Annotated in this window: 16 protein-coding genes; 10 read left to right on the forward strand and 6 right to left on the reverse strand. The window is 69.6% G+C overall.

Annotation, left to right across the window (positions count from 1 at the left end):
* Positions 1-32: 32 nt before the first annotated feature.
* Entirely contained in the window at positions 33-935 is a 903-nt protein-coding gene (gene ubiA / locus AC1D1T_RS11850) for a 4-hydroxybenzoate octaprenyltransferase (RefSeq protein WP_477825528.1), read from the forward strand.
* On the opposite strand, the gene AC1D1T_RS11855 is transcribed toward ubiA, so the two are convergent.
* The 3 genes from AC1D1T_RS11855 to AC1D1T_RS11865 all read right to left on the reverse strand — a co-directional run bounded on the left by AC1D1T_RS11855 (position 936) and on the right by AC1D1T_RS11865 (position 4,063).
* A complete protein-coding gene (locus AC1D1T_RS11855; protein WP_047501739.1) occupies positions 936-2,207 on the reverse strand; it encodes a Glu/Leu/Phe/Val family dehydrogenase in 1,272 nt (423 codons plus the stop codon).
* Positions 2,208-2,384: 177 nt separating this feature from the next.
* The gene (proC, locus tag AC1D1T_RS11860) at positions 2,385-3,191 is read right to left on the reverse strand and encodes a pyrroline-5-carboxylate reductase (RefSeq protein ID WP_465111541.1); all 807 of its coding nucleotides are present in this window, start codon (positions 3,189-3,191) and stop codon (positions 2,385-2,387) included.
* Between the two features lie 29 nt (positions 3,192-3,220).
* Positions 3,221-4,063, reverse strand: a complete 843-nt coding sequence (locus AC1D1T_RS11865; RefSeq protein WP_477991912.1) for a LysR family transcriptional regulator — start codon at positions 4,061-4,063, stop codon at positions 3,221-3,223.
* Positions 4,064-4,174: 111 nt separating this feature from the next.
* On the opposite strand from AC1D1T_RS11865, the gene AC1D1T_RS11870 reads away from it, so the two are divergent.
* The 7 genes from AC1D1T_RS11870 to AC1D1T_RS11900 all read left to right on the forward strand — a co-directional run bounded on the left by AC1D1T_RS11870 (position 4,175) and on the right by AC1D1T_RS11900 (position 12,517).
* A complete protein-coding gene (locus AC1D1T_RS11870) occupies positions 4,175-4,570 on the forward strand; it encodes a tautomerase family protein (RefSeq protein WP_047501745.1) in 396 nt (131 codons plus the stop codon).
* A gap of 113 nt (positions 4,571-4,683) precedes the next feature.
* On the forward strand, positions 4,684-6,201 hold the full coding sequence (locus AC1D1T_RS11875; RefSeq protein ID WP_477825526.1) for a hypothetical protein: 1,518 nt from the start codon (positions 4,684-4,686) through the stop codon (positions 6,199-6,201).
* Between the two features lie 52 nt (positions 6,202-6,253).
* Positions 6,254-6,742, forward strand: coding sequence for a GFA family protein (locus AC1D1T_RS11880; protein ID WP_477839354.1), 489 nt, complete (start codon positions 6,254-6,256; stop codon positions 6,740-6,742).
* A 270-nt stretch (positions 6,743-7,012) separates the two neighbouring features.
* A complete protein-coding gene (locus tag AC1D1T_RS11885; RefSeq protein WP_465111546.1) occupies positions 7,013-8,260 on the forward strand; it encodes an ABC transporter substrate-binding protein in 1,248 nt (415 codons plus the stop codon).
* 74 nt (positions 8,261-8,334) lie between these two features.
* Positions 8,335-9,210 carry a branched-chain amino acid ABC transporter permease gene (locus AC1D1T_RS11890; protein WP_169674853.1) on the forward strand — a complete coding sequence of 292 codons (876 nt, stop codon included), beginning with the start codon at positions 8,335-8,337 and terminating at the stop codon, positions 9,208-9,210.
* Between the two features lie 651 nt (positions 9,211-9,861).
* Positions 9,862-11,784: a branched-chain amino acid ABC transporter ATP-binding protein/permease gene (locus AC1D1T_RS11895; protein ID WP_477991913.1), complete on the forward strand. Its 1,923-nt coding sequence runs from the start codon at positions 9,862-9,864 to the stop codon at positions 11,782-11,784.
* A gap of 10 nt (positions 11,785-11,794) precedes the next feature.
* Positions 11,795-12,517, forward strand: a complete 723-nt coding sequence (locus tag AC1D1T_RS11900; RefSeq protein WP_047502042.1) for an ABC transporter ATP-binding protein — start codon at positions 11,795-11,797, stop codon at positions 12,515-12,517.
* A 33-nt stretch (positions 12,518-12,550) separates the two neighbouring features.
* Here the strand turns inward: AC1D1T_RS11900 and AC1D1T_RS11905 are convergent, their stop codons facing one another.
* Both AC1D1T_RS11905 and AC1D1T_RS11910 read right to left on the reverse strand, forming a co-directional pair.
* Positions 12,551-14,521, reverse strand: a complete 1,971-nt coding sequence (locus AC1D1T_RS11905; protein WP_477991914.1) for an acid phosphatase — start codon at positions 14,519-14,521, stop codon at positions 12,551-12,553.
* Between the two features lie 76 nt (positions 14,522-14,597).
* Positions 14,598-16,403, reverse strand: a complete 1,806-nt coding sequence (locus AC1D1T_RS11910) for an ATP-binding protein (protein ID WP_477826599.1) — start codon at positions 16,401-16,403, stop codon at positions 14,598-14,600.
* Positions 16,404-16,523: 120 nt separating this feature from the next.
* Here AC1D1T_RS11910 and AC1D1T_RS11915 point away from each other — a divergent pair, with 120 nt between their 5' ends.
* A complete protein-coding gene (locus AC1D1T_RS11915; protein WP_477826600.1) occupies positions 16,524-17,096 on the forward strand; it encodes a YceI family protein in 573 nt (190 codons plus the stop codon).
* Entirely contained in the window at positions 17,093-18,019 is a 927-nt protein-coding gene (locus tag AC1D1T_RS11920; protein WP_465111552.1) for an MBL fold metallo-hydrolase, read from the forward strand. Before AC1D1T_RS11915 ends, AC1D1T_RS11920 begins: the two co-directional genes overlap by 4 nt.
* 250 nt (positions 18,020-18,269) lie before the next feature.
* On the opposite strand, the gene AC1D1T_RS11925 is transcribed toward AC1D1T_RS11920, so the two are convergent.
* A partial coding sequence (locus tag AC1D1T_RS11925) for a hypothetical protein (RefSeq protein WP_477991915.1) occupies positions 18,270-18,479 on the reverse strand: 210 nt, incomplete at its 5' end.

The raw sequence follows: 18,479 nt of genomic DNA on the forward strand, positions 1-18,479 counted from the left end.
CGGATTGGCATCCGGGGCTACGGACTCACCAGATGAACGCACCCACCGCGCCGACCCCGTCGCGCCTGTCGCTGTACCTGAACCTGATCCGCTGGGATCGTCCGGCCGGCAGCTACCTGCTGCTGTGGCCGACGCTGTCGGCGCTGTGGATGGCGGCCGGCGGCTTCCCCGGCTGGCACCTGCTGGTCGTCTTCACGCTCGGCACCTTCCTGATGCGCAGCGCCGGCTGCGCCGTCAACGACGTCGCCGACCGCGATTTCGACAAGCACGTGAAGCGCACCGAGCAGCGCCCGGTCACGAGCGGCGCGATCGGCGTGAAACAGGCGCTGCTGTTCGGCGCCGCGCTCGCGCTGGCCGCGTTCTGCCTGGTGCTCACCACCAATGCGGTGACCATCGCGTGGAGCTTCGCCGCGCTCGCCGTCAGCATCTTCTACCCGTTCACGAAGCGCTTCTTCTCGATGCCGCAGGCGGTGCTGGGCGTCGCGTTCAGCTTCGGCATCCCGATGGCATTCGCCGCGGTGCGCGGCGAGGTGCCGGCACTCGCCTGGGGCCTGCTGCTGGGCAACCTGTGCTGGGTGATCGCCTACGACACCGAGTACGCGATGGTCGACCGCGACGACGACCTGAAGATCGGCATCAAGACCTCGGCGATCACGCTCGGCCGCTTCGACGTGGCCGGCGTGATGGCGTGCTACGGCCTGTTCATCGCAAGCTGGGGCGTGCTCGGCGCGCAGCAGGGGCTGCGCTGGCCGTTCTTCGCCGGCCTGGCGGTGGCCGCGGCCATCGCCGGCTGGCACTGGACGCTGATCCGCACGCGCACGCGCGACGGCTGCTTCCGTGCCTTTCGGCTCAACCACTGGCTGGGCTTCGCGGTGTTCGCCGGGGTCGCCCTTCAGTCCCTGCTGTCGAGCGCCGCGTTGCCGCACGCCGGCTGATCAGGGATACAGGCCGCGCTCCTCGCGCGCGATCAGGATCCGCTCGCACGCCACCGCGAAGGTCGCGGTGCGCAGCGTGATCTTGTGCTTCTCCGAGGTCTCGTAGATGTGGCGCAGCGCATCGACCATGATCTTGTCGAGCCGCACGTTGATCTCGTCCTCGCTCCAGAAGAAGCTGCTGAAGTCCTGCACCCATTCGAAGTAGCTGACGGTCACGCCGCCGGCATTGCAGATCACGTCGGGCACCACCAGGATGCCGCGGTCGTGCATCACGTCGTCGGCGTCGGGCAGCGTCGGGCCGTTCGCGCCTTCGAGCACCAGCTTCGCCTTCAGGCGGTTCGCACGCGCCGCGGTGATCTGGCCTTCGAGCGCTGCCGGGATCAGGATGTCGCAGTCGACGTCCCAGAAGGCCTCGTTGTCGATGCGCTCGGCATTCTTGTAGTTGGCGATGCCGCCGTCGCGCTTCAGCACTTCCATCGTGTCGGCCATGTCGAAGCCGTTCGGGTTCACGAGCGTGCCGGTGTGGTCCTGCACCGCGACCAGCTTGGCGCCGGCCTGCACGAACAGCTCGGCCGCCGAGCTGCCGACGTTGCCCATGCCCTGCACCGCGATGCGTGCGCCATCGAGGTTCAGGTTGATGCGGCGCGCCGCCTCGCGGCCGGTCACGAACACGCCGCGGCCGGTGGCCTTCACGCGGCCGAGCGAGCCGCCCAGGTGGATCGGCTTGCCGGTGACGACGCCGGTCGCGGTGGAGCCGGTGTTCATCGAGTACGTGTCCATCATCCAGGCCATGATCTGGCCGTTGGTGTTCACGTCGGGCGCCGGGATGTCGCGCTGCGGGCCGATGATGATGCCGATCTCGCTGGTGTAGCGACGCGTCATGCGCTCCAGCTCCTTCATCGACAGCGCCTTCGGGTCGACCCGGATGCCGCCCTTGGCGCCGCCGTACGGCAGGCCGACGCCGGCGCACTTGATCGTCATCCACGCGCTCAGTGCCATCACCTCTTCGAGCGTGACATCAGGGTGGTAGCGCACGCCGCCCTTGCCCGGGCCGCGCGACAGGTTGTGCTGCACGCGGTAGCCCTCGAAGTGCCGCACCGTGCCGTTGTCGAGCTCGATCGGCACGTCGACGATCAGCGCGCGCTTCGGGCGCTTCAGCGTTTCGCCCCATTTGGCCAGCGATCCGAGATAGGGGAGCACGCGGTCGACCTGCGACAGGTAGGTCTGCCAGGGACTATCGGCGTGCGGGGTGACATAGGACAGGTTGCTCATGCGGGTCTCCGTGGGGGGAAGTCGTCATGCCCTGGCGCCGCGCGAACTCGTGGCCCACGCCGCCGGCATGGAGCGCGACTGTAGGCCCGCGGCGCCCGAATTTCTCACCGAAGCTCATGCCTCCTTTGCATGATGTGTTCCAGGCATCGCATGGCTTGCGCTGCCACAGGGTTGGAATCAGCCGAATTCGTCGCCCAGTTCACGCGCGCGGCGCTGCGCCGCCTTCACGGCCGAGACGATCGCGCCGTGCACGTCGCTGCGTTCCAGCGACGTGATCCCGGCGTAGGTCGTGCCGCCCTTGGACGTGACGCGCTCGCGCAGCAGCGACGGCGGCTCGCCCGATTGCAGCGCCAGCGCCGACGCGCCGGCAAAGGTCGCGAGCGCCAGCTCGCGGCCCTGCTCGGCGCTCAGGCCCATGTCCTGTGCCGCCTTCATCATCGCCTCGACGAAATAGAACACGTAGGCCGGGCCGGAGCCGGACAGCGCGGTGACGGCGTCGAGGTCTTCCTCGCGCTCGACCCACAGCGTGCGGCCGGTGGGGGCCAGCAGGCGCTCGACCTGCAGCCGCTCGTCGGCGCCGACGGCCGGCCGTGCGAACAGCCCGGCGATGCCCTGGCCGATCAGCGCCGGCGTGTTCGGCATCGAGCGCACGACGCGTTCGCTGCCGAGCGCGCGTGCGATGTCGCCGCTGCGGATGCCGGCCATCACGCTGAACTGCAGCGCGGCGGCGATGTGCGCGGCGCACGCGGCGGACGCCTCCTTGAAGTTCTGCGGCTTGATCGCCCAGACGACGACCCCGGCGCGCTGCAGCACCGAGCCGGGGGCCTCGAGCGTGATCACGCCCAGATCGCGTTGCAGCCGCGAGCGCTGCTCGGCGTTCGGCTCCAGCACCAGGATGTCGCCCGGCGCGCGGCCGCTCTTGAGCAGGCCGCCGATGATGGCGCTGGCCATGTTGCCGCCGCCGATGAATGCAATGCTGTTCATGGGGTCAGTGTAGGAGTTTCAGGGCCGCCTCAGCCGCTTGCCCATTGCCGCAACAAGCGCTCGGTGTCGCGCAGCGCGGGCTTGGCCAGCACGTGGAACGACAGCCGGCCGGGCGAGGGCCAGCCGCGCGGATCGCGCCGTGTCAGCACGTCGAGGTCGGCCGGGATCGCCGACTGGTTCAGGCAGCCGATGCCCCAGCCGGCGCGCATCGCGGCCACCGCGCCGTGGCTGCCGGTGCAGCTGAGCTGCAGGTGGTACGGCCGCGCGCTGCGGGCCAGCGCGGCCAGCGCCATCGCGCGCACCGGGCAGTCGGGGCCGAGCAGCACCAGCGGTGCCGGCGTGCGGGCGGGTGGCTGCCAGCCGGGTGCCGCCACCCAGGACAGCGGTTCGCGGCGCAGCAGGCGCGCGCCGGGCAGGGCCTTGTCGCTGGTGACGACGGCCAGGTCCATCGCGCCGGCCGCCCACAGTTGCTGCAGTGCAGCGGAACTGGCCCACAGCAGCTCGAAGCGGGCCTGCGGCTGGGCGTCGCGCAGCAGCGCGAGCAGGTCGGCGAGGCGCGCCGGCAGGAAGTATTCGCTCAGCCCGATGCGCCACAGCGCGGCCTGCTGCGCCGGCTGCACCGAGGCGCGCGCCTCGTCCTGCAGCTCGATCAACCGGCGCGCGTGCGGCAGGAAGCGCTCGCCCTCGGCCGTCAGCGCGAGCGCGCGCGTGCTGCGCTGCACCAGCCGTGCGCTGACGCTCGCCTCCAGCTGCTGCAGGTGGGTGCTGACGGCCGATTGCGTGCGGTTCACGCGCGCCGCCGCCCGCGTGACCGAGCCGGCCTGCGCGATCGCGATGAAGCTGCGCAGCCACAGCGGGTCGAGGTCAGTCATGTCGGTGACTCATCAGAATCTTCCATCAATGTGATCGGATCAAATCGTTTCACGGATGGATGCTGGGTGCCTACAGTGTGCTTGTCAACCCAACCACCGAAGGAGTCTTCCATGCCCTACCTGCACATCCAGATCTCCGGCGCTGCCGACGATGCCCTCGCCGCGAACGTCGCCCGCAACGCGACCGAGCTGACCGCGCGCCTGCTCGGCAAGGATCCGTCGCTGACGGCGGTCGTCGTCGACTTCATCGCGCCCGGCCGCTGGTTCATCGGCGGCAGGCCGCTGTCCGGTGGCGGCCCGCGCAGCTACCACTGGATGGTCAGCATCACCGACGAGACCAACACCAAGCGCGAGAAGGCCGTCTACCTGGAGGCCGTGCACCGGGCGATGGATGAACTGCTGGGTGGGGTGGCCGAGCATTCGTACGTGCACGTGGCCGACCTGCGCGCCAGCGCCTACGGTTTCGGAGGGCTCACGCAGGAGCACCGCTACCAGCATCCGGCGTGAGCTTCGGATCGCCATCGGCCGCTTCGGATCGGCAGCGGCCGGCGCCTGCGCCAGCACCTACCTTGACGCTGTCGTACGCAGCGGGGGCGTTCCCCGTTCACCGGAGCATCGCCGTGGCCATTCCGAATTCGCCTTCTCATGCCGTCTCCCGCTCGCGCAGCTCGTCGATCGCGCTGCAGGAGCTGCCGCCCCTGCCGGCCTCGTCGGCCAACTCGACGGCGTCCCAGCGCCCCGCGGCCGAGGGGCCCCTGCAGAGCCGGCGCAACAGCGAGGCGTCGCTCGCCCGTTCTGACAGCGGCCGGGCCTCGACACGGGCTCCGCGGCAGAGCTCGTCGAGCCTCGGGGCCGCCGGTTCGCGCCGCAACTCCGCCGATTCGGTCGAGTTGCAGATGCCGGGCGGATTCAACCCGTCGATCCACTCGACCGAAGCGCCGCCGCCGATCGAACAGGCGCCCGACCACCTGGCCTCGATCGAGGCCGCCCAGGTGCCGAGCTTCCGCGACGTCAACCCGTATTTCTTCAAGAAGAGCGCCTTCCATGCCAGGCTGCCGAACGACGTCACCGGCTGCGTCGCCTTCGTGCTCAGCTCGATGCGCCGCGATGACGCGGACATCCAGCCGCTGAAAGACCTGGCGGAGAAGCAGTCGAAGGTGCTGCAGGACCACGGCATCACGACCCGCGAGCAATTCATCCGCCTGCTGAACCAGGTCGAGTGGCGTGATCGCGGCACGGCGCTGATGCACGGCATGGCCGGCGCCAGCGGCTTCAACACCGGCTCCGCGATCGTCGATTTCGCGCTCGCCGACAAGGCGCTGGAAGGGCTGCTCGGCAGCTGGAAAGACGTGCCGGCCGCGCTGCCGGCCTACGCCGCCGGCGCCTTCCTGGGCGTGATGATGTCGGCGATGGACGTCGGCACCGGCCCGGCCGTCGGCAAGACCTTTGCCGACGCCTACTACCTGCGGCCGCCGGAAGACCAGACGCCCGACCCGCTGAAGGGTGCGAATGCGCACACGAAGACGAGCCTGGCGATCAACCTCAGCGTGGCAGCCGGAGCGAGCTTCGGTGCCGCCCGCAACGGCGGGATCCGCATCCCGCAGACGGCCATCACCCACCACGTCGGGTCGACGAAACAACGGACGCTCGGCGACAACGTGATCGACGTGGCGGGCGGCGAGACGATCGGCGGCGGCGGCATGCAACTCGTCCGCAACAGCCTCGACAACGGCGCCGGGCGCTCCGGCTTCCAGCACTTCCTGGCCCGCGAAGACCTGGGCGCCTGCCTGGATCACCTGGACAAGCCGGCGCTCGAGCAGATGGCCAGCGTCGCCAGGCGCTTCGGCAGCTACGGCAAGAACGTCGTCACCGAGATGCCGGCCGCGGTGAAGTCGGTGCTGGCCAGCGCCCCCGGCTGGACCTCGCACGGCGTGCTCGGCGGCAGCTTCGGCGCGCTGTTCTCGATGCTCGTCGCGATGCCGAAGACGCTCGAGGCCCACGGCATCAGCAAGAAGGACGCCGAGCTCTACACGCAGCTGGCCAAGTACGCGGTGCTGCAGGCGGTCTACCACGTCTGGGGCGGCGCGATGGGGGCCGTCGCCGGCCCGCGGGCGAAGGCCGACCCTTCGGCGGTCTAGGAAGGGTCACGGCGCGATACTCGCGCCCCCTTGTCCGGACCGGAGGCCCGCGATGCACCTCGAAGGATCGTGCCATTGCGCCGCCGTGCGCTTCAGCCTCGAAGCGCACAGCCCGCAGCCCTACATGCACTGCCACTGCAGCATCTGCCGCAAGACGGCCGGCGGCGGTGGCTACGCGATCAACCTGGGGGGCGATTCCGCGACGCTGAAGGTGCGCGGCCGCAAGCACCTGGCGGTCTACCACGCGGTGATGCGCGAACCCGGCCAGCGGGCGACGCGCTCGAAGGCGCAGCGCCACTTCTGCGTCAAGTGCGGCAGTGCGTTGTGGCTGTGGGATCCGCGCTGGCCCGAGCTGATTCATCCGCATGCGTCGGCGATCGACACGCCGCTGCCCCGGCCGGCCGAGGTCGTCGAGGCGGCGCTCGCATTCGCGGCGCCCTGGGTCGACGTGCCGAAGGGGCGCGGCCATGTGCATGCGCAGCATTGGCCGGACGAGTCGCTGGCCGACTGGCACCGGCGGCATGGTGTCTGGAGCGAGTGAGCTGTTGTGGCGGGTGCCCCGTGGCGGTGCAGATTGCTGCGCGCCACGCAAAGCAGTTTCAGCTTGGGCGCAAAAGCCGCGGCCGGACGCGAACATCACGTACGTGAATACCACGAGGGCGGATCGGGGCGAATGCGCGAGCATCGATGCTGGTCGCAACGAAGCACCGCAACACGACACGCCGACGCCGCGCGTGATCGTCGTGTCCTACGGGAACACAGGGCTTTGCCAGGACTGAAGTTCATTCACCCGCCGCACGCAGGAGACAACATGCGCAGCCCCTGGACCCGTTTTTCCACCCCCTTTGTCGCGAGCGCGCTGAGCCTGGCCGCCGCCGCTGCATTCGCCGCCGACCCGATCAAGATCGGCGTGGCCGGCCCGTTCACCGGCGGTTCATCGTCGATGGGTGTCAGCATGCGCGACGGCGTGCGCCTGGCGGCCGACGAGATCAACAAGGCCGGCGGGGTGCTGGGCCGCCAGCTGGTGCTGGTGGAGCGCGACGACGAGGCGAAGAACGAGCGCGGCGTGCAGATCGCGCAGGAGCTGATCAACAAGGAGAAGGTGGCCGCCACCGTCGGCTACATCAACACCGGTGTCGCGCTCGCCTCGCAGCGCTTCTACCAGGACGCGAAGATCCCGGTGATGAACAACGTGGCCACCGGCTCGCTGATCACGCACCAGTTCGACAACCAGCCGGAGAACTACATCTTCCGCAACGCGGCGCACGACAGCATCCAGGCGCCGATGATCGTTGAAGAGGCGATCACGCGCCGCGGCTTCAAGAAGGTCGCGATCCTGGCGGACTCCACCAACTACGGCCAGCTGGGCCGCGAGGACCTGGAGAAGGCGCTCGCGCTGAAGGGCGTCAAGCCGGTCGCGGTCGAGAAGTTCAACATCAAGGACGTCGACATGACGGCCCAGCTGCTGAAGGCCAAGGAGGCCGGTGCGGAAGCCGTGCTGACCTACGGCATCGGCCCGGAGCTGGCGCAGATCGCCAACGGCATGACCAAGCTCGGCTGGAAGGTGCCGCTGGTGGGCAGCTGGACCTTGTCGATGGCCAATTACATCGACAACGCCGGCCCGGGCGGCGAGGGGGCGCGCATGCCGCAGACCTTCATCCAGGAGCCGACGACGCCGAAGCGGCAGTCGTTCATCATCAATTACCTGAAGACCTTCAACCCGAAGAACGCGCGCATCGATTCGCCGGTGTCGGCAGCGCAGGGCTATGACTCGGTCTACCTGCTCGCCGCGGCGATCAAGCAGGCGGGCGGCACCGAGGGGCCGAAGGTGAAGGCGGCGCTCGAGGACCTGAAGGCGCCGGTCGAAGGCGTCGTGACGACGTACAACAAGCCGTTCAGCAAGGGCGACCACGAGGCGATCACCGCGAACATCCCGGTGTTCGGCGAGGTCAAGGGCCAGCGCGTGGTGTATGCGTATCCGGACGACTTCAAGAAGGCGTCGGAGGTGCGCGTGAAGGATCCGAACGCGAAGGGTGCGCTGGCCGCGACGAAGAAGTAGGCCGAGCCCGGGAAGACGCCGCCGCGGCCCGTGCCGAGGCGGCGTTTGTTGTTTGAGTCCTTGCAGGGAGCACCATGCAGATCCTGACCCAACTCGTCTACAGCGGCATTGCGCTCGGGATGATCTATGCGGTGATCGCGTTCGGCTACCAGCTGACGTTCGCGACCTCCGACACGCTGAACTTCGGCCAGGGAGACGCGCTGATGCTGGGCGCGCTGGTCGGGCTGACGCTGGTCGGCCTGGGCCTGAACTACTGGCTGATGATCCCGGTGGTGTGCGTGTTCGGTGCGCTGCAGGGCGCTTTCGTCGAGCGCATCGGCGTGCGCCCGGCGATCAAGATCAAGTCGGAGTTCGGCTGGATCATGTCGACGATCGCGCTGGGCATCATCTTCAAGAACGTGGCAGAGAACGTGTGGGGCCGTGACGACCTGAAGTTCCCGTCGCCGTTGCCGGAGTCGCCGCTGAAGTTCCTGGGTGCGAACGTGCTGCCGATGGAGATCCTGGTGGTGGTGGGTGCGTTGCTGATGATGCTGGCGGTGGAGTTCTTCAACCGCAAGACGATCTACGGCAAGGCGGTGGTGGCGACCTTCAACGACCGCGATGCCGCCAAGCTGATGGGCATCAACACGGGGTTGGTGATCACGTTCTCGTACGCGCTGTCGTCGCTGACGGCCGCCTTCGCCGGTGTGCTGATCGCCCCGCTGACGCTGACCGGCGCGACGATGGGCGCCGTGCTGGGCCTGAAGGCCTTCGCGGTGGCGATCATCGGCGGCCTGACCAGCGGCATGGGAATCATCGTCGGCGGGATCATCCTGGGCATTGCCGAGACGACGACCGGGTTCTACCTGTCGACCGGCTACAAGGATGTTCCCGGGTTGGTGCTGCTGCTGATCGTGCTGGCGGTGAAGCCCGCAGGCTTGTTCGGCAAGTCGGCGATCAAGAAGGTCTGACGATGTCGTCCTGTTCGAGCAAAGGCGCGGGTGGGGAGGCTGTGGCTCGCCGTCGGGTGCGGTCCTCGCCCCTGGCGGGGCGAGGACTTCCCTCCGCTGACTGGTTTCATGGCCCGTCGTCGAAACTCCCTCCGCTCACTTCGTTCGCTGTGGTCAAACAGTCGACGACAGTCAGTTCACGAAGCGCGCTGCGCGCGCGGGCCATGAAACCAGCCAGCTCCGGCGCCCCCTCCTTATTGGCGCTCCACAGCCTCCCCACCCGCGCCTTTGCGGCGCCGCCGCGCTGTGTTTTGGGGGAAAAGACTGAAGTGACTGACGAAGCATGCGAGCGCCCGCATGTTCAACGGTCACTTCAGTCTTTTCCTCCCAACAAGAGCGGGTGGTGCTGCGCGGCGGGTGTCGGGCTGGCCGGGGGGCGATTTCTGAGGCGACGGAGAAGCTTGGTCTCGGGGGTGGCGCGCGCCAGCGCGCTTCGTAGACTGACTCATCGCCACTGTTTGACCACAACGAACGAAGTGAGTGGAGGGAGTTTGGCGATGCACCCACGGGACCGAGCTTCTCCGTGGAGTCGGCCCGCCAGGGCCGACCGCCGAGGCATGAGCCCCCGGCCAGCCCGACACCCGCCGCGACGCGCAGCAGCAAAAGCAAAGCATGAAACGAACAACCCTCATCGCAGCAGCAACAGGCATAGCCGCACTCGTCGCCTTCCCGCTCGGCATCGAGAACCCGTACTACATCCACCTGGTCGAGACCATCATGATCTACGCGATCGTGCTGTTCGGCCTCGACATCGTCGTCGGCTACACCGGCCAGGTCTCGCTCGGCCATGCCGGCCTGTTCGGCATCGGCGCCTACACCGCCGGCGTGCTCGTGATGAAGCTTGCCGCTCCGCTGTGGGTCACGCTGCCGGCCGCGATCGCCGTCACCGCGGTGTTCGGTGCGCTGCTCGCGCTGCCCGCGTTGCGCGTCACCGGCCCCTACCTCGCGATGGTCACGCTCGCCTTCGGCACCATCGTGCAGATCCTCATCAACGAGATGAGCTTCCTCACCGAAGGGCCGATGGGCATCAAGCTCGACAAGCCGATGCTGTTCGGCCTGCAGCTCGACGAACGCGGCTACTACTGGGTCGTCGTCGCGATGCTCGTCGCCTCGCTCGTCGTCGTGCACCGCATCCTGCGCTCGCACCTCGGCCGCGCGTTCGAGGCGCTGCGCGGCAGCCCGGTCGCGTCCGATTGCATGGGCGTCTCGGTGTACCGCTACAAGGTCTATGCCTTCGTGATCAGCGCTGGTCTGGCCGGCCTGGCGGGTTCTCTCTACGCCTACTCCGAGCAGTACATCTCGCCCAACACCTACAACTTCGAGCTGACGGTGATGTTCCTGCTGGCCATCATCATGGGCGGGCGCAAGACGCGCAGCGGCGCGCTGCTCGGCGCCGCGATCATCGTGATGCTGCCCAAGCTGCTCGACGACATCGAGCTGTTCCGCTGGGTCGCGGTGCTGATCGCGATCGGCGTGGTCGCCGGCTCCGCCATCGCGCTCAAGAAGGGCAAGGCCACGCCGCGCACGGTGGCCGTGCCGGTGTTCGGCAGCGTCGCGCTCGCCGGCGTGTCGTTCGTGCTGACGACGATGACCGACTGGCGGCTGTCGATCTTCGGCGTCATCACGCTGTTCGTCGTGTACTTCCTGCAGGACGGCATCATCGGCTTCCTGCGTAACGCCCTCAACTGGCACAGCCGCGTCGAGGTGCCCGCCGTCGACGCCGCCTCCGCGCCGAAAGACGCCGTCTCGACCGCCGCCCAGCACAGCGCGCCGGAGCTGCTGGTCGCCCAGGGCGTGCTGATGCAGTTCGGCGGCCTGAAGGCGCTGAACAACGTCGACCTGAGCGTGCGGCGCGGCACCATCCACGGCCTGATCGGCCCCAACGGCTCGGGCAAGAGCACGATGATGAACGTGCTGACCGGCATCTACACCCCGACCGGCGGCACGCTCGCGTTCGCCGGCCGCTCGCTGGTCGGGCGCACCTCGTCCGACATCGCGCTGTCGGGCATCGCGCGCACCTTCCAGAACGTGCAGCTGTTCGGCGAGATGACGGCGCTGCAGAACGTGCAGGTCGGGCTGCACCACACCTTCCGCAGCCACCTCGTCGACGTCGCCGTGCACACGCCGCGCTACCGGCGCGAAGAGCGTGCGGCGGCGCAACGTGCACTCGCGCTGCTGGAGTTCGTCGGCCTTGCGGAACTGGTGCACGAGGAGGCGCRCAACCTGCCGTACGGCAAGCAGCGCCTGCTCGAGATCGCTCGCGCCCTGGCGCTCGACCCGCAACTGCTGCTGCTCGACGAGCCGGCCGCCGGCCTGACCGCGCCCGACATCAAGGAGCTGATCTCGATCATCCGCAAGATCCGCGAGCACGGCATCACGGTGATCCTGATCGAGCACCACATGGACGTCGTGATGAGCATCTGCGACACCGTGTCGGTGCTGGATTTCGGGCAGAAGATCGCCGAGGGCCTGCCGGCGCAGGTGCAGGCCGACGAGAAAGTCATCGAGGCCTACCTCGGTGGCCAGGCGGCCTGAGGAGCACGACATGCTGACCATCCAGAAGCTCGAAGCCGGCTACGGCAAGGTGCAGGTGCTGCACGGCATCTCGATCGAGGTGCCACGCGGCAAGGTCGTCACGCTGATCGGCTCGAACGGCGCCGGCAAGACGACCACGATGCGCGCCGTCTCCGGAATGATCAAGCCGAGCGCCGGCGAGATCAGCCTGAACGGCCAGCGCATCGACGGGCTGGAGTCGTACCACATCGCCAAGCGCGGCCTCGCGCACTCGCCCGAAGGCCGCCGCGTGTTCGCGACGATGACGGTGACCGACAACCTGACGCTCGGCGCCTTCCCGCGGCTGACCGGCAGCCGCCCGCGCGGCGACGTGAAGGCCGACCTGGAACGCGCGCTGGAACTCTTCCCGCGGCTGAAGGAGCGGCGCGAGCAGCTCGCCGGCACCTTGTCGGGCGGCGAGCAGCAGATGCTCGCGATGGCGCGCGCGGTGATGCTGAACCCCGAGATCGTGCTGCTCGACGAGCCGTCGATGGGGCTCGCGCCGATCCTCGTCGAAGAGGTGTTCCGCATCATCGCGCGGCTGAAGTCCGAGGGCGTCACGATGCTGCTGGTCGAGCAGTTCGCAGCCGCGGCACTGAACGTCGCCGACTACGGCTACGTGCTCGAGAACGGCCGCATCTCGGTGCACGGCCCGGCCGAGCGGCTGAAGAACGATCCGGCGGTGAAGGCGGCGTACCTGGGCGGCGGGCACTGAGCGTCAAGGGCGGACGCRCCGCCCTTGACGGGCTCAGCCGTCGATGCTCAGCAGCAGCTGCGTGGCCGTGTAGGTTGGCGTGACCTTGTAGCCGGTCACCGAGATCGTGCTGAACTTGCCACGCAGGCTCGTGCCCTTGAGCACGCTCAGCGTGTCGCCCACGCTCGGGGCGAACCCGGGCTTGAAGGTCACCGTCAGCGTGCCGCCCGTCAACGTCACCGTGCCGCCGGCGCTGACGCGGCCCGCGCCCGCATCGCCGATCTGCAGCGTCAGGTTGGCACCGCCCAGGACCGAGAGCGCCCCGCCGATCGACAGCGTGGACGGTGCGCTGCAGACGAGCGTGCCTGCACCGACGAAGACGTCGCCCGCCCCGAGGGCGGTGGCCGAACCCGCCACCAGCGAACCGCCCGTGATCTCCGTGCCGCCCGAATAGGTGTTGGCACCGGCCAGCGTCAGGGAGCCTGTGCCGGCCTTGGTGAGCTTGCCGGCGCCGGCGATGTCGTTGCGCCAGGCGTCCGCGGCACTGAAGCCACCGAGCGAGGCGTCCATGCCGACCGTCACGTCGCCGGTGAACGCGCCGTAGCCGTCAGCGGCGGCGAACAGGTTCAGGCGGCCCCAGCCCTCCTTGTCATCGAGGCCGGGGTAGCCCGACGGCAGCGCCGTGCTCTTCAACACCACGCGGCGCTGGCCCGCATCGAGATAGGGCAGCCGTGTTTCCAGCAGCGCTTCGGCCCCCTTGGGCACCGTGGCGGCCTTGCTGGTGTCGCCGATCGGCGTGAGCCCGTAGGTGAGGCGTCGCAGGTAGGCCACCCGGTTGGCGGCGCGATCCGCGAAGCGATCGGTCGACGTGTCGGCCGAGTGGGCGAAGGCGTTGAGCGCTTCGGCCGTCGTCACGCCCGCGGCGGCCTTCAGCGTGCCTTGCGCCTGGGCGAAGGCGGCCTGCTTCAGCGCGGCGTTGGCGGGGTCCACGATGTTCGCGGCCGCCGAAGCCTGGCCGAGAATGCGGCCCCCCATCACGTCGAGCGGCGAATGCATGCCGGCCAGGATGCGGTTCTCGCCGAGTTCGAGCCCGCGTGCCACCATCTCCTGGAAGCGCTGCGGAAACACGTAGGCCATGGCCACGGCATCGCGCGTGGCTTCCGYGGAGTGGCCGCTGATGTAGCCGCCGTCGGTGGTCGGCGTGCTGCTCTTCGCCGGCACCAGCGACGGCGCCACCACGACGCTCGTGCTCCAGCGCCACGGCCGCGCGTACTTGTAGAAGCGCTTGGCCGGCTCGGTGGACGCATTGGTGCCGATGGCACCGATGAAGTCGACGACGCTGCCGAAGCTGGCGTTGCCGCTGCCGCCCACGCCGATGTTGTTGCCGCCGTCGTTGTAGAGCACGCTGTTCGCGTCGGCCGCGATGCTCGAGATGGTGGTGGTCTGCTGGGCCGCGGTGCGCCATGCGCTCGTCACCGGGCCGAGGCCGTCGGTCACGCTGTAGCCCTTGCCGCGCCGGTCGTCGAGGTAGGCCGCCAGCTCCTGGGCCGCGGTGCGCCGGGACGTGAGGTCGACGACGTACTGGATGTTCGCTGCGTGCGTGCCGGCGTTGAGCACCGTGCCGTCGGTGGCGTCGCCCGGAATGCCGCTCCAGCTCGACGTCACGACCGCGGGGAAGCTGCCGTTCGCGGCGGCGCTGGCCCCCGCATCGACGAGCAGCGTGCTCGGCTTCCAGATGTCGAGAAACCCCGAGACGGCGCGCACGCCGGCGTTCGTGTCCAGCGTTGCATAGCGGGCGTCGCCGCGCTGGTTCGTGGCGGCGAAGTCGACGAAGGGCGGCACCGCCTGCACATCGGCCACCGGCGCGGTGTCGGCATGCCCCAGGCCTTGCGGCGCCGGCGGGGCGGAGACGGTTCCTCCGTCCGCAGGGCCGCTGTCACCGCCGCCGCCGCACGCGGCCAGTGCGCAGAGAGAAGCGATCGAGGCGGCGATCAGGTGGCGCCGGTGGAGGAACGGGTGCTGCATGGGGAGGTCGTCGGTTGAAAACCGGCGGACTCTATCGATGCCTGATGAAAGCCCGATGACGCTTCCCTGACGGCGGTCAGTCCCTGCCTTGCGCCAGCAGCCGCCGCAATGTCGCCCACAGCGCATCGTCGCGGAACGGCTTGGCCATGTGGTCGTCCATGCCGGCGGCCAGGCTGCGCTCGCGGTCGCCGTCCATCGCATTGGCGGTCAGCGCGACGATCGGCGTGCGCCGGCCGTCGCCGGCCTCCTGCTCGTGCTCGCGCATGCGGCGTGCCGCCTCGAAGCCGTCCATCAGCGGCATCTGGCAGTCCATCAGCACCAGGTCGGGCCGGTGCACCTTGAACGCCGCCACTGCCTGCTCGCCGTCGCCCACCACCTGCACCGACAGCCCCAGGCCCTGCAGCGCCGCCTCGGCCACCAGCGCATTCACCGGGTTGTCCTCGGCCAGCAGCACGTGGCCGCTCAGCAGGCGGCCGCTGCGCTCGCCGGTCGCGGCGGCGGGTTCGACCGGTGCGTCTTCCGGCGCCGTCGGCAGCGCCAGCGTCAGGCGGAAGTTCGATCCCTCGCCCGGCACGCTGGTGCACACCAGGTCGCCGCCCATCGCGCGCGCCAGTTCGCGTGCGATCGTCAGGCCCAGGCCGGTGCCGCCGTAGCGGCGTCGGAACGAGTTGTCGCCCTGCTGGAACGCATCGAAGATGCGGCCGCGGTCGACCGCCGCGATGCCGATGCCGGTGTCGCGCACGTCGATGCGCACCCGCCCGCGCACCGGGTGGTGCTTGACGATCACCGTCACCGAACCGGCCTCGGTGAACTTGATCGCGTTGCCCAGCAATTGCTGCAGCACCTGGCGCAACCGCGCCGCATCGCCCACCACCAGCGCCGGGCGTGTCATCGACAGGCGCGCCTGCAGCAGCAGCCCGCGCTCGCTCGCCGCGGGGGACGACTGCGCGACCACGTCGTCGACCAGCTGCGCGAGGTCGAAGCGCTGTTGCGCGAGCGCGATCGTGCCGCCCTGCAGGTGCGAGAAATCGAGGATGTCGTTGATCTGCGCCAGCAGGTGCTCGCCGGCGCGCTCGATCACGTCCCACTGCGCGGCGGTCGGCGGCTCGGGCTGGCGCCGCAGCAATCGCGCGAGCCCGAGGATGCCGTGCAGCGGCGTGCGCATCTCGTGGCTCATTGTCGCGAGGAACTGGCTCTTCACGCTGCTCTGTCGCTGCGCCAGCGCGAGCGCCTCGGCGCGCTCCTCGGCGATGCGGTCGGTGGTGAAGCGCAGCCGCAGCAGTTCGCGGATGCGCAGCTCGGCGCGGCGCGCCTCCCACAGCATCAGGCCGAGGAAGAGCAGCACGCCGATCGCGGTGAACATGCCAGCGCGGGAATCCTGCAGCGCCTGCGCCACCACCACCGGCAACAGCAGCGACACCAGGAAGGACGCGCACGCCGACCACGCGGCCTGCAGCACGAACAGCGCCACGGCCGACACGCCGACCAGCGAGGCCACCATCAGCGCGACGATGTCGGGGTGGTGCGGCGGGCTCAGCCACGCCACGGCCAGGCTCCAGACGAAGCCGTCGACCGCCAGCACCGCGAGCAGCCGGCCGCGCCACGGCCGGGTCGCCGGCTCGGCCTGCGCGAAGAAGCGCTGGCGCAGCAGCAGCCGCGTGCCGGTGATGGTGCAGCGCATCGCGAACCAGGCCCACAGCTGCAGCGGCGAGTCGTAGGGGATCAGGCCCCAGCACACCAGCAGCGCGAAGGGCACGCCGGTCATCGTGGCGGTGTGCGAGCGTTGGTAGAGCAGCGCCGTCTGCTCGTCGGCCACGAGGCGCGCCAGGTCAGCGCCGAGGTGCGGCGAGGAGGTGGAGGATTCCGCCGGAACTGCGGGCATGGAGGTCCTTGGCGGCAGCGATCGGCCGGATGACGCATTATCGGCAGCCTGTCGTCCCCGAGAGCACGCATGTCCTCCTCCTTCACTGCTCTGAAACCCGCGTTCTTGCGGGGCAGCTTGGTGGCTTCCGCACTGCTGGCGGGTGCCCACTTGGCGGCCGCGCAAGCACCGGCCGCGAACCAAACGCAGGCGGTCTACCTGATCGATCCGGCGCACACCCACATCCAGTGGGAGGTGCGCCATTTCGGCACCTCGACCAGCCGCGGCCGCTTCGACGACATCAGCGGCCACGTCACGCTCGATCGTGCGGCGCAACAAGGCGAAACGTCGATCACGATCGGTACCGCGTCGATCAACAGCGGCGTGGCGCCGCTCGACACCATCCTGCGCAGCCACAGCTTCCTCGACGTGAAGAACCACCCGCAGGCCTACTTCGTCGCCAGCCAGTTCCGCTTCGCCGACGGCAAGCCGGTGGAGCTGCGCGGCGAGCTGACGCTGCACGGTGCGTCGCAGCCGCTGAGCCTGCGCGCGGTCAGCTTCAACTGCTACGAGCACCCGGTGCTCAAGCGCGAGGTCTGCGGCGGCGACTTCGAGGCGGAGTTCTCGCGCAGCGGCTTCGGCATCACCTACGGGCTGCCGGTCGTCGGCGACACGGTGAAGCTGCAGATCGGCATCGAGGCCGTGCGGCAATGACGACACCGCTGCCCACCGGCGTGGAGGTGCTGGAGCGCGGCTGGCTGTCGTCGAACAACGTGCTGCTGCACGGCATGCACGACGAACAGGGCGAGGGCGCGGTGCTGGTCGACAGCGGCCATTGCCTGCATGCGCCGCAGACGCTGGCGCTGGTGCGGCAGGCGCTGGCCGGCGCGCCGCTCGCGCGCATCGTCAACACGCACCTGCACTCCGACCACTGCGGCGGCAACGCGACGCTGCAGCGCGCGCTGGGTGCTGCCGTCACGGTGCCGAGCGCCAGCTGGCAGACGGTGCAGGCGTGGGACGAAGACGCGCTGTCGTACCGCGCGACCGGCCAGCTGTGCGAGCGCTTCACCGCGCAGTCGTCGCTGGCACCGGGCGAGGTGCTGCAGGCTGGCGGCCGGGCGTGGCAGGCGCTGGCGGCACCGGGCCACGATCCGCAGTCGTTGATGTTGTTCGAAGCGCATGAGGGCGTGCTGCTGTCGGCCGATGCGCTGTGGGAGAACGGCTTCGGCGTGGTGTTCCCGGAGCTCGACGGTGTCGATGCGTTCGACGAGGTCGGTGCTGTGCTCGACCTGGTCGAGCGGCTGCCGGTGCGGACCGTGGTGCCCGGCCATGGCGCGCCGTTCGACGACGTGGCCGGCGCGTTGTCGCGTGCCCGCTCGCGGCTCGCCGGCTTCCGCGCCGATCCGCTGCGCCATGCGCGCCACGGCGCGAAGGTGCTGCTGAAGTACCGCCTGATGGAGCAGCGCTCGCAGGACTGGCCGGCGTTGCTGGCGTGGGCCGAGGCGACGCGGCTGTTCGCCGGCATCGCGCGGCAGCTCGGCTGGGCCGATGCGTCGACCGGTTGTCGTCAGCTCGTGGCGGAGTTGGCGGGGCAGGGCGCGTTGCGCGTCGACGGCGAGCGGGTGCACGACGCCTGAGGCAGCAGGCACCGATCCTGCAGCCCTGGCCGTATGCCCCCCGAACGCCGGGGATGACCGTCGTGTCCTGACGGAACCCGCCCCGAACGGGCGTGTTCCGGTGACACGAAGCGCCACATTTGCAAGCAAGCGAGACGCGTCATGCCGTTTGTAAACGTCCTTCGCCACGGCCACCACGGCCGACACTTGGCGGCCACCTTCCTCAGCGTTGCGTTGCTGGCCGCCTGCGGCGGCAAGGACAGCGAGGACGTCAGCGCGCCGCCGCCGGTGTCGGATGCGCCGACGCCCGCGCCTGCGCCAGCCCCTTCGCCGGCACCGGCGCCTYCCCCCGCTCCCGCTCCGTCCCCTTCACCTGCGCCGGCCCCCGCGCCGTCGCCCGCACCGGCTCCGGCTCCCGCGCCATCGCCGGCCCCCGCGCCGGCCCCCGCTCCGGCGCCTGCACCGGCTCCAGCCCCGGCAC

It is taken from the genome of Rhizobacter sp. P2_H3 (genome assembly GCF_056403355.1).

Bases quoted from the DNA above. Each gene is read 5' to 3' on its own strand.
- ubiA (WP_477825528.1), top strand. From the start codon at position 33: ATGAACGCACCCACCGCGCCGACCCCGTCGCGCCTGTCGCTGTACCTG.
- AC1D1T_RS11900 (WP_047502042.1), top strand. From the start codon at position 11,795: ATGCTGACCATCCAGAAGCTCGAAGCCGGCTACGGCAAGGTGCAGGTG.
- AC1D1T_RS11880 (WP_477839354.1), top strand. From the start codon at position 6,254: ATGCACCTCGAAGGATCGTGCCATTGCGCCGCCGTGCGCTTCAGCCTC.
- AC1D1T_RS11855 (WP_047501739.1), bottom strand. From the start codon at position 2,207: ATGAGCAACCTGTCCTATGTCACCCCGCACGCCGATAGTCCCTGGCAG.
- AC1D1T_RS11865 (WP_477991912.1), bottom strand. From the start codon at position 4,063: ATGACTGACCTCGACCCGCTGTGGCTGCGCAGCTTCATCGCGATCGCG.
- AC1D1T_RS11920 (WP_465111552.1), top strand. From the start codon at position 17,093: ATGACGACACCGCTGCCCACCGGCGTGGAGGTGCTGGAGCGCGGCTGG.
- AC1D1T_RS11870 (WP_047501745.1), top strand. From the start codon at position 4,175: ATGCCCTACCTGCACATCCAGATCTCCGGCGCTGCCGACGATGCCCTC.
- AC1D1T_RS11910 (WP_477826599.1), bottom strand. From the start codon at position 16,403: ATGCCCGCAGTTCCGGCGGAATCCTCCACCTCCTCGCCGCACCTCGGC.
- proC (WP_465111541.1), bottom strand. From the start codon at position 3,191: ATGAACAGCATTGCATTCATCGGCGGCGGCAACATGGCCAGCGCCATC.
- AC1D1T_RS11890 (WP_169674853.1), top strand. From the start codon at position 8,335: ATGCAGATCCTGACCCAACTCGTCTACAGCGGCATTGCGCTCGGGATG.
- AC1D1T_RS11885 (WP_465111546.1), top strand. From the start codon at position 7,013: ATGCGCAGCCCCTGGACCCGTTTTTCCACCCCCTTTGTCGCGAGCGCG.